Genomic DNA, 11,053 nt, shown 5'->3' with positions numbered 1-11,053 from the left:
CCACCCCCAGGCCCAGCCACCCCCAGCACCAGCCTCACACCCCCCAGCAGCACCCCTACCGCTTCTTCTTGGACTCGAACTTCATCGGCCCAGGTGTCCAAGTGCCCGATCGGGTCTCGGTGGATGTGCTCAGCTCAACCGGCTTCGGCTCCTCCCCGGCGCCGTCCTTATAGGTCGTCAGCTTGTCTAGCACACCCCAGTCTCGCTGCCAATCATTTTGCAGGTAGGTAGGCATTTCCTGGGCTTCGGTGGTCATTTGAACCAACCCCACAGAGCCACCACCGGAGTAATCCATCACAGGCGAGTGCGCGCGACGGCCACCGTGATCGGGGGATACGCGGAAGGTCGGAACCTCGGCCACACCCGCCTTGTGCCCGTAGGAACGCTGGCATGGGAACTGTAGCGCCACGGACCAGTCCAGTAATCCGGGCTGGTCGCTACCGATGGCCTCGTTCATGGAGATCAGTTCGGGTGCGCGGGGTGGCGTGATCGCCAGCCACTGATCGGGCGTGACATTCATATCCACGGCCCGGATACGGATCACCTCGGCACCTTCGGGCACGGCTTCCTTTGGAATGCGCATGTTGCGCCACTCCGGCGCGGTGCCGATGTCCAGCGGCTGGTATTGCCCCATCAGCTCGAAATCTCCCTGACCGTTGGACTTGCCGAACTCCACCTTGAGCTCCTGGCCGTACTGGAACACACCGTTCATGTCGTAGTGCGCAACTTCGCCGGCTGCGGAGAACACAATCAGTGGCTTGGTATCCGTCAGCTCTGGGACCTTGAACCACTTGGTGGTGGTGTGAGCCGGCAGCTGCAGTCCTTCGGTGAACGAGCCCAACACTGGCACCTTCTTGCCGTCCAAGCCGAACGGCAGTTTCGCGTAGGAGCCGTTCACTCCCTTGGTCTCCGTCAGACCACCGGTGGTGCCGGACTCCACGGACTGGTCCTGCGCGGCATTTGCCGCATCGACCGCGCTGGTGCCCGTTCCGTCGTCGTTGCTTCCGCCGGCTTGGCTGTCAGTCTTATCGGTGCCGTCGTTCTTTTTATTCGACGCCGCCCCGTCCGTGCTCGTGCCACCATTTTTAAATTGGTTCTGGTTGATCACGCTGGTTTGGGGGGTGGTGCCGCTGGAGTTGTTTTCACCGGGGTTAATGCGCGTGGGCACATTGTTCGGATCGAATCCACGCGCGTCCGCTCCCTGCAGTGAATCCTTCAACGCGGACCCATCGGCTACTTCTAGGAAGGAATCGTTGGTGTTCTTTTCCACGCGCACGGCGTCCGCCAACTGGCAGGTATTGCCCGAGAGGGTCTTGATGTTGCCCTGCCCCACGCTGTAGGCGGGCCATTGCGCCAGCATACCCTTGGTCAGCGAAGCGAGGATGAAGGCTACCACTACCGCGCTCAGCACACCGATGGGTGCGGCGGTCAACCCGTTGAGTCGGGCCGACTGGCGCTTTTCCTTCTGGTCGATATCTGCGACTTCGGCGGAGGATGTGGCTCGGGCATGCTTGGCGTCGGAAAGAAATCCAATGACACCAGCGGTGACTAGAACCAGCAGGGAAACAGCCAGCATCACGCTCGACATCTCGATGCCGGCGATCTGGATTGACTTGTCCCACCACGGCACGCCGTAGGAGGAGATGTACCACCAACCGTTTGTGCCGGACAGGGTGAAGGCGAACAGCATCAGCGAGGCGCCGATGAACAGGATGCGGTTGCGCAGTGACTTCAGTGCGATGTGCGAGGCCGCCACGGCTGCTAGCGCCGCGATAGCTGCGCCGATGCCCGCGTATACACCGAAGTGGTGGGTCCACTTGGTGGGAGTGAAGGTCATGAAGAACATCGTGCCCAGTATGACCATGACCAAGCGGGTGCTGGGCCCCTTGGCGGCACCGGGGACGCGACGATTGCGCAGCATGGAAGCGATAACCACACCGAACGCGAAGAACAGCATGAGGATGCTGAAACGGCGGGGGAAGCTACCGTCCACGGTCTGCTCGAGCAACGCGGTGTAGCGCAGGTATTCCTCATACCACGGCACCGCTGGGCCGATGGCGCTTCGCACGCGGATTGCTTCCATAACCGACGCCAACGTTTGGTCCGCGAACACCGTGATCAGGACTGCGGTACCCGCAGGCAAGAATGGCGCGAGTTGCGCCAGGATCGCTACAAAGGTGCGTCCGCGAGGGGAGCCTTTGGGAGCATCCAGCAGTGGCAGGCGACGGATGAGAATGCCGATCAAGGATCCGATGGAAGCCAGCAGCGCAGCTACGGCCATCAATCCCGTGGGGCCTGCGGACAGCGCTAGCGTGGCAAACAGGGTGCCCACGGCGGCCGGAAGCAGGCGGTGCGTGGCGATGGCGCGCTCTAGGGAAACCCAGGTGAGTAGAGACAGCATCGCGATGATTGGCTCGGGGCGAGTGCCGTTGTTGTAGGTCATCCAGAACAGCAGGAAAACTGCCGCCATCGTCCAGTGAGCGACGGCGCGGGAGTTCACCTTCGCGCCGAGGCGCGGCAGCACCTCGCGTGATAGGACGAGCCATGTAACAAGACCGGCTAGCAGCGACGGCAGGCGCACCCACGTGGAAGACGAAGATACGTGGGTTAATAGTGCGATCAGGTCGTAGAACGGGGAGCCGAATGGGGATTCCGGCACGCCGAACCAGCGGTAGTAGTTGGCCATGTAACCCGCGTGTTCGCTGATGCGTGCCATGGTGAGGATGTAACCGTCATCAGCGGTGTTTGCGCCCACGAAGTACCACAGCAGTAAGGATCCGCCGACCACGCCGTCCAGCAGGCGTGGTCGCCACCAGCCAGCCGGCAGCACGCGACCGCGGCGGCGGGCTTGGCCGCGCCCGTCGAGCTTGTCCATCTGGTGCAAAGTCCACAGCGCGATGATGGTGAGGACGATGCCCAGCCACATCACAGCGGACTTCAGCAGCGTGGGGGAGGAGCTGAAGCGGGAGTCCACAGTCACATGGGCTTGCAGGCCCGCTTCGGTGGCCTGTTTGGCGGACTCGGGTGTGTTGATGATTTCCGAGTAGATGCCGGTGACCATCGGTCGGATGTCATCGCCGATGGAGGCATCGTAGGGGGTGTTGTCCTTGCGGGTGGCATCGGGTACCCATACGCGGGTGACCTCGGAGTTTGAGACGATCCGCAGCTTGGCATCTTTGGGCAGGGCCTTCAGGTCGTCCTTGCTCAGTGTCAGCGGAACCACGTTGCGCAACACAACGTCGATACCGTCACCGGTTGAGCGCACGAACATGCCACGCAGCGTGGGCTCGGTAGAACCCTCCGGCACCGTGGAGAGAATGGTGCTTTCGCCCTCGTTGAGGTTTTGCACTTCTTGCAATGGAAGCGTGATATCCAGATCCTGGGGGACGTAGGAGATCAATGGGGCCGTGACGGAATTGAGGTCACCTCCCTGCGGCCAGTTGAATTCCGCCGATTCCTGCTTGACGGGCAGGAAGGGGAGGGAGACGAACATCATCAGTCCAACTAGACCGGAGACGATCGAAACTAGTTTGAGCCGCGATCGTTGCCGGACTGTGGACTCCGCTTGCCGTTGTTGTTGGACCTTTGACACGGGTAGTCATCCTACGTCAAAAACCCCTAGATACGTAACTCTTGTGACTGGTGTTACGTGCCTTTTGCTGTGTGTTAGCTGCTTTTATTTCGACGCCGCCACGTTCTTGCCTGAGAAAGTGACACTACTTGTCTCGGACTGTGACCACGAAGGGGCCGACTTGGGTGAGTGACCATCCGTCGGCGAAGGCCGACGCGTGAAACTGTGAAGAGGGCGGCACTATTTGTCTCGGACTGCGACCACGAAGGGGCCGACTTGCGTGAGTGACCATCCGTCGGCGAAGGCGGCCGCGTGGAACTGCAGAGAACGGAACCGCACGTTTGGCTGATTCGGGTAAATGTCATCTGCGATGAGGTAGGTAAAGGTGCCGTCGCCCGCGCCTACGACGGTGGGGTACTTCCCTTCTTCTGTTAGTTGGGCGATTTCCTCTGGGGATTCCTTGAGGTCCAACTGGCCGCGCATCACGATGGCATCGGGCTTGTACCAACCGCGATCGCGTTCAGCGGCATCCATGGCGTCGCGCAATTCCTGCGGATCGGTGATGGTGGACCAACGTTCGATTTCCTTGTTGCGTTCTTCGAACTGCCCCAGGGGGTTGGCATAGTGGGCCGTCATCGCTTGGAATGCGTGATACGGGTAAAAGGACATGAAGTTCTTCTCGTCTGTGAGCAGAACGGTGCCTGCGCGAGACGTGAAGTGCTCCATCAAGGTGGCGTCGACATTCCGGTAATAAGTGGTGGAATCGGCAGGGAATCGGTCGCCACGTTTAGCCTCGCCGTCGGCATCCGTGTATGCGAGATCGATGTTGTCCTGATTAGTGAAGGGGATCGAGGTCGCGTAACCAATGCAGGCTAGGGCCATCAGGATGGCAATAACACGGCTGGCTAGGCGCGCATTGGTGTCCGAGAGGGTCTCCGGGTATAGCCGTCGCAGCCCTGATAAGTGGAATTCGGCGATAGCTAACACACCCGCTACGCCAAGGATGATGGCAACGGGCAATCCCAGGCGGAAGCCCAACAACGTGGTGCCTGCCAACGTGGCTAGCATCGATAGTGTTATCCAGCCATACGTCACGAACAGCCCGACGGATAAGGCGCGAACATCCCCATCACGGTATCGGACGACCAGCCAGATAAGCGCCAATAGACTGAGTGCAGCCAGGGCGGGAGATTCGAAGAACGGCAGAGGTAACTCCGTGCCGTCACTGGGCAAATAGTGCTGTGCCTTACCCGTGGGTCCGTGGGGTTGAGTGAACAGGCTCGCTAAGTAAGGGGCCCAGCCCAGCAGCGCGATGGCCATGGAACCGATGCCAATGACCGAGGTGATGAGCAGTGGCTTGATGGAGCGATACGCAATGGAGGCCAATAGGCTGGTGACTACAACAGCCAGGGCGGAAATCGCCGTGAACAATGTGTACAGGTTGGCGGACAACCCCAGGTAAACGATGATGCCCGCGAGAGCAGCTCGACCGCCAAACATCGCGCGGCGTGCCATGATCAGCGCTGCGGGCATGCCCATGGCCACGATGGCAGCGTAGGGCTCCTCGGGGGCAATGACCAAGGTGATCGTCACCGTCACCATTGCCACAGCCGTGGCAACGGGCAGTGAGCCGGACATCCTCTGCCACACGGGGACCAGCATGGAGCCGGTCGCAGCGATGGTGACGAGCGCCCAAGGTTTGAACGCAGCCCAGCCCGCCACTCCGGTGAGTTTGGCAAAGAGGCCACCCGTAAAAAACCACAGTCCAGGATAGAAACTGGGAAGATCCTTGTAGGCCATATCGTCCCAGCTCAGCTGGTCCGTCATGCGCGTGAGGAATTGCGTGCGGAATGCTTGGTCAACACTCACACCATCGAGGTACAGGCGGGTTGCGGCCAAAGGTACAGCCAGCGACGCGATGACCAACGCTGCGGGAGCCAAGTAGCACACGCTCGTGAGCGTGACCCTGCCCAGAGAGGTTTGCATCCACCGAGACACGCGGGTGGGGCGCGCACCCGTTGCGCTGTGGCTCAATAGGGAGCGCAGGGTGCTGCGGGTGCGCGGATGCAACCAGCGGTAGCACGCCAAGGCCACGATCAAGGTAGTCAGGATGATTCCCGCGGTGGACAGTGCTTTGAGGACATAGCTGCTGTTGAACGCGGGCAAGTCCACCCTGCCGGTGACAAACCACGCGGTCAGCGTGAGAATCGCTGCTGCCACACCGGTGAGAAGCATGCGCAAAAGTGTGGACGGCAATGACAATGCATCGTCCGCGTAGGCCGGGTAGTCATCACTGGCGGGCACCAAGAGGCGCCGGGTGCTGGCTTCGGTTGTCATGGACTCATAATTCCATACCGGTGCGACAATCCCCACCCAGTTATGCCGGGCGCTGCTGCAGTGGCTGCCTGGGTGGCTGCCTGGACGGTTACCTCGATGGTTATGTAGCAGGCAACTCAAGTTGGCACGCAAGTGGTCACCCAGGTGTCACTTGCGTAGCTAATCCGTCCCAGCCCGGCCCAGCTTGGCGGGGCCCGTCCCAACCCGGCCCAGCTTGGCGGGGAATCTTATTTCCGCAGCAGGATCCCACGGATTCCCGCGTGAAAGCCGTCGCGCAAGCCCACGCGCTGGCGCTCTGTAAGGGTGTATTCGTGCAGGGTGTCGCACGCGAATTGCAGTAGCGGTCGATCGATGTCCGGTGGCAGTCCGCCGCCGGACAGCATATGCGCATTGTCCTTTTGATCCTCGGTGGCTGCATTATCGAACCACCAGATGGCGTATTGCTGACCGATGTCGTAGGGGCTTTGCTCCCCTGCGGAGGTCCACACCTCGTTCGGCAGCGGGACGTACCGGCTGCGCAGTTTGCGGTGCCGCGCCATCATTCCGGGGTTCGGGCGTGGGGTTGGGCGTGGGGAGTTCTCGGTTTCCCCACTCTCGGACTCCCCACTCTCGGACGGAGCCTGTTCGTTGGCCGGCGTACTGGCCTGCTCGTTGGCCGGCACCTCCGCCGTTCTATCACTGACTGTCAGCGGGGTTATTGCTGGTTGCGACTTGTTGTTGGCGGCATCGGCCGGGGTTGGTGCGGCTGGTTCACTTTCCTTCGACGCCACCCCGCGTTCATTGACCCCAACGGGCTCTGCGCCGCGAGAAGTCGCGCCGGGGCCGCTGCGAACGGGACCTGGGATGGGATTGCTGTCGGCGGCTGTCTCCTTGAGGGCCTCAGCTTCTTCAGCAGCGTCCGCGCCTTCTTCGGCTGCGGGGTCAACCACAATGTAATCTTCGTCGCCCTCGGCCTCGCTGAGTGCAAGTTCCGCGGCGGCGGCTTCTTCTGCAGAACAATCGGAATCGACGGCGGGGCAGTCGGCATCCACGGAATTCTTGGCTTGATCTTCGTCTTCGCATTGCGACGGCAGCAATGGCCCCTCGAGGATTTCCAACCGCATGGTGTCCTTGAAGTCCTCGCGAGGATCCAGGATTGTTGTTGTATCGCAGGCATAGCGCAGCTGGTTGGACATTGAATCCCAACCGAATCCATACAGGTGCACGCGGATGCCCGCGGCTACGGCTTCCTCCACCCCCGGCAGCATGTCGGCATCGCCGGAAACTAAGACGATATCGGACACTTGCCCCTTGAGTGCGGCGATCACCATGTCCGCGACCAGGCGGGTATCCACGGCTTTTTGCGTGCGCCGATCGCCCCACTCAATCAGTTGTCCGGCACGAAGCTGCACGCCGGGTTCGCTTCGTAGGGAGCGTTGATAGCGATGGGGCCCGTTTTCGGGGATACCGTCATACCAAAACTGTCTATGAACGGGCTGTTTCAACTGGTTCTGCACCATGGTGCTGAGTACAGAGACGACCTCCGGTAAATCGATTTCTAGCTGGGCGCGCGCACCGGTTTCCCAGGCGTTATAAAAGCTCGCCAGCAAATAAGAGGTGTCAACATAAACCTGCGTTCTTTCCAACATTGAGCATTGTCCGTTCTTTAATTGAGTTTTTTCTTCGTCCTCTAGCATGCCCGAAAAATGTGTTATATGGTTAGTTACGCAAGTAACCAACCAGCTAGGTGGGCTGCTGCACGGAACATCTATTACCAGACATTTCCACCCCGTCAGAAAGGGGGAAGCCCAGTGGATGAAGCCACCTCACCCCTGTTCCAGCAGGTAGCGGAGCTCGTCGCTGATGCAATCGTCGATGGCTCCCTAGAAGAGGGGCAACGCGCACCCTCCACCAACGAGCTGGCGGAATTTCACAGCATTAACCCCGCGACCGCACGCAAAGGCCTCACGTTGCTCGTTGATCAGGGAGTGCTGAGCAAGCGCCGCGGTGTCGGCATGTTCGTGGAACTGGGGGCACGGGAAACGATCCTCAAGCTCCGACAGGGCTCATTCGCAGCGAGCTACGTTGTCCCGCTCATCGATGAAGCTGTCAAGCTCGGATTCGATCGCTCCTATGTACACACCCTTATCGACCAAGTCGCAGAAAGTCGAGGACTATACACATGACCACAAGTAACTATTCAGCCCCACCGGATACCGAAGTCGCATCGACCGGGGCGCAGTTCATGACCGGCAGTATCGATCTTCGTGGCGTCGGTAAAAAATTTAGTGGCGGTCACCGAGCCCTCCACGACGTCACAGCCCACCTGCCTGGCGGCCGTATATATGGCTTAATTGGCCGCAATGGGGCGGGCAAGACCACCTTGCTGCGTGCCATTGCCGGCCAGCTACGGGTCGAGGGCGACGTCACCATCGACGGGCAACAGGTGATCGACAACCGGGCGGTGTTGGATCGGCTTATTCTTTCGGGGCCCGACGCCGCCTGGCCGACCGACGTCAAAGTCAATGCGCTTCTGGCAATGGGTGCGGCTCGTTGGGAAACATGGAACCGAGATCTCGCCGCGCGTTACGTCAGAGAATATGACCTCGATATCAAGAAGTCGCTGGGCACGATGTCCCGAGGGCAGAAGTCTTTGGTCTCCATTGTCATGGGCCTGGCGGCGCAGTGCCCCATCACGCTTTTAGATGAACCCTATCTGGGCCTGGATGTGCAGAATAGAGAGATGTTCTACCGGCACCTGTTGGAGGACGTGGAACGCAATCCGCGCACGATCATTTTGTCCACCCACCACATCGAAGACGCCTCGAAGATTCTGGAAGACGTGATCTTTATCGACCGCGGGCGAATTACCGGAGTGGATGCGCTAGAGCGGGTGACTGAGCGGATTGCGGTCCTCACCGGTTCCGAGGCGGCGGTATCCGATCAATTGGCCGCCCTAAATGCTCAAGAAGCCCTGCTGTCCGAAACCACGATGGGTGGCCAGCGGCGAGTGTTCGTGGATATTCGGGCCCTGGGGCGCGGCAACCCGCACGCAGTGCCGATGGATTCTGCACGCATGGACAATTTGCTAGCGGGCACCGGGGTTCGCATGACGCACCCGGACCTAGAGCAGGCTGTCATGGCTTTGACCGGACGCGAATTGGGGGTGAATGACAGTGGGCACAGCAACACGTAATGGGGTTATCCAGCGCGGGACCGGTGGCGCGCCTGCCTTCCCTGGCCAAGCCTCCGCGACGGGGCCCAGTGACTGGCACGTTGCGAAGACCATGGCCGTCACGATGGTGCGACGACCCAAGTCCGGGTTCCTTTCACTTTGGGTTGTGTTCTACGTGCCACTGATGCTTGCGCTGCAGGACTTGCCAGCGGGGGCTTTCATTGATTGGTTTATGCTTCTGTGCGTTGTAGTGGTTACAGGGTTGTCGCCCAGCTTCGTTGTGTGGCCCGCTTCTGCGCTGCGTGCCCTCAGTTGCTCCACGGCGATTATTCGCCGAGCGCGATTGTCGTTAGGCCTGCTGTTTGGCCTTGTCATGCTGCTCACACAAAGCGGGATTCTGCTGTGGAAAGTCGGCCCGCGGCCCGCAGAGTTCTGGGTTCCGCTAGTGATTGCTGCATTGATGCAGATCGCGGTGTATATCAACGACTGGCGGGAAGCGGAAAAGATCGAGGATGCGGTGACCCGCGAGGAACGCCGGAAGCATAGCCTCGAGGAAAAACGGGCGGAGAAGACCGCTCAGGCTTCCATCGGCGGCGACCACGCCGACAAAGACGACGAATCGATCATTGGGGTTCGCGCGGGCTTGGGCCGGAAGCTTTCCAGCGGGGACACGCTTCTCGATGAAATCATCGTCAAGCCATGGGTTAGCGCCGGGAAATGGTACCGGGCTCCTTTGATTGTGGGCAGCTTTGTGTTGATCTGCCTTACCTATCTGATTACTGCCGATCCTCGTGAGGTCTTCTCGTGGGGCCAATGGTTCCTTTTAGTTGTCGTGATCAATGTGCCGTTTATCCTCGCCAGTACTTATGCATCGCAACTAAACCACTGGTTGGCATTCTCCGGAGCGCGCCCCCAATGGTGGCGGCAACACCTGAAACTGCAGGTCGTTTCCTTATGGCTCGGCCCGGCAGTAACGATCGCGGCTTTCGGCGCGTACTTTGTCGGCCTAGGGATGCGGAGCGTGCAACCAGCGCTTCCTTGGAGTGTCTATTCAGTGGCCGCAGCTGGTCTGCTTGGTCTGTGTGGGCAGATTTTGTTGCTCGGTCTTGCGAATGCGTTGACTATCGCCGTCAACCGTATGCGGGGATGGCGTATCGGAGCCACGATCTGCTTGGTCTACGCCATCGGCGGTGTGGGGATAGCGATGGTGGTGGAGACCGTACGAAAACAGCACGATGCAATCGTGCAGGCATCCGGAGAAAATTTGAGCCTTGATCAGCTGTTCTGGGCGTTGGGCTGGCGTGGTTGCCTGTTGTCGCTCGTGGTCGCGGCGGTGTTCTGGAGCATCGGGGCTTGGGGTCACAAGCACCTTAATGTGCGGGACTCCACCGACATCGACTTCTTCGGAACGTCGAAGTAGCCACCCCTCGCCAGCGCACGATCCTTTAGCAAGTCGGCTATCGCTATCGCCAACAAGTCGGCTATCGCTATCGCCCTCTTCGGAACCTGGGAGTAGCTTCCCAAAACCCAATGCCGTGCTGTAGATACTGAAACTGCTGAAGCCGAACCGTCGATTGCAGGCCTACGGGGTAGTGACTCCACCTGGTTGCTTCTTCGCTAAGGCAGCTGAACCCCGCCGTTGTGCGGGGTTTCATTTTATGTGGATGTCCTGGGGTTGCATGGGCTTGGTGTGTGCGGTTGGTGTGTGGTGGTGGTTGGTGCGTGGTGGTGGGTTGGTTTGTTGGTGTGGGCGCCTTGGGGTTGTGTGCGGTTGGTTGGCGGGGTTTTGGTGTTGGTTGGCTGGTGGTTGGTGCGTGGTGGTGGGTTGGTTTCTTGGTGTGGGCGCCTTGGGGTTGTTGTGTGGGGTTGGTTGGTGTTGTGTGCGGTTGGCTTCTTGGTGTGGATGCCTTGGGGTTGGTGTTGGTTGGTGTGTGGTGGTGGGTTGGTGTTGTGTGTCGTGGTGTTTTGGTGGTGTGAGCTGGGGATTTGTG

Annotated in this window: 6 protein-coding genes; 3 read left to right on the top strand and 3 right to left on the bottom strand. The window is 60.0% G+C overall.

Features of this window, described 5'->3' with window-relative positions; translation table 11 throughout:
- Positions 1-55 precede the first annotated feature (55 nt).
- From HMPREF3098_RS00035 to HMPREF3098_RS00025, 3 genes are all read right to left on the bottom strand, one after another.
- On the bottom strand, positions 56-3,592 hold the full coding sequence (locus tag HMPREF3098_RS00035; RefSeq protein WP_070433520.1) for an arabinosyltransferase domain-containing protein: 3,537 nt from the start codon (positions 3,590-3,592) through the stop codon (positions 56-58).
- A gap of 219 nt (positions 3,593-3,811) precedes the next feature.
- Positions 3,812-5,908 carry a galactan 5-O-arabinofuranosyltransferase gene (locus tag HMPREF3098_RS00030; RefSeq protein ID WP_070433519.1) on the bottom strand — a complete coding sequence of 699 codons (2,097 nt, stop codon included), beginning with the start codon at positions 5,906-5,908 and terminating at the stop codon, positions 3,812-3,814.
- 227 nt (positions 5,909-6,135) lie between these two features.
- On the bottom strand, positions 6,136-7,536 hold the full coding sequence (locus HMPREF3098_RS00025) for an NYN domain-containing protein (protein WP_070433518.1): 1,401 nt from the start codon (positions 7,534-7,536) through the stop codon (positions 6,136-6,138).
- A gap of 162 nt (positions 7,537-7,698) precedes the next feature.
- Here HMPREF3098_RS00025 and HMPREF3098_RS00020 point away from each other — a divergent pair, with 162 nt between their 5' ends.
- Genes HMPREF3098_RS00020 through HMPREF3098_RS00010 form a run of 3 tightly spaced genes read left to right on the top strand, consistent with a single transcriptional unit; the run spans position 7,699 to position 10,482 of the window.
- Positions 7,699-8,073 (top strand): GntR family transcriptional regulator, encoded by a 375-nt coding sequence (locus HMPREF3098_RS00020; RefSeq protein WP_070433517.1) that lies wholly within the window; start codon positions 7,699-7,701, stop codon positions 8,071-8,073.
- Positions 8,070-9,083 (top strand): ATP-binding cassette domain-containing protein, encoded by a 1,014-nt coding sequence (locus tag HMPREF3098_RS00015; protein ID WP_070433516.1) that lies wholly within the window; start codon positions 8,070-8,072, stop codon positions 9,081-9,083. The genes HMPREF3098_RS00020 and HMPREF3098_RS00015 overlap by 4 nt, the downstream gene beginning before the upstream one ends.
- Positions 9,064-10,482, top strand: coding sequence for a hypothetical protein (locus HMPREF3098_RS00010; protein WP_070433515.1), 1,419 nt, complete (start codon positions 9,064-9,066; stop codon positions 10,480-10,482). Before HMPREF3098_RS00015 ends, HMPREF3098_RS00010 begins: the two co-directional genes overlap by 20 nt.
- Positions 10,483-11,053: the final 571 nt, after the last annotated feature.

It is taken from the genome of Corynebacterium sp. HMSC28B08, assembly GCF_001806865.1.
GTDB classification, from domain to species: domain Bacteria; phylum Actinomycetota; class Actinomycetes; order Mycobacteriales; family Mycobacteriaceae; genus Corynebacterium; species Corynebacterium auriscanis.
The sequence above is the reverse complement of the archived record's forward strand: the minus strand, read 5'-3'. Positions and strand labels throughout refer to the sequence as shown.

Excerpts from the sequence above, each read along its gene's own strand:
- HMPREF3098_RS00015 (WP_070433516.1), top strand. The coding sequence starts at position 8,070 with ATGACCACAAGTAACTATTCAGCCCCACCGGATACCGAAGTCGCATCG.
- HMPREF3098_RS00030 (WP_070433519.1), bottom strand. The coding sequence starts at position 5,908 with ATGACAACCGAAGCCAGCACCCGGCGCCTCTTGGTGCCCGCCAGTGAT.
- HMPREF3098_RS00025 (WP_070433518.1), bottom strand. The coding sequence starts at position 7,536 with ATGTTGGAAAGAACGCAGGTTTATGTTGACACCTCTTATTTGCTGGCG.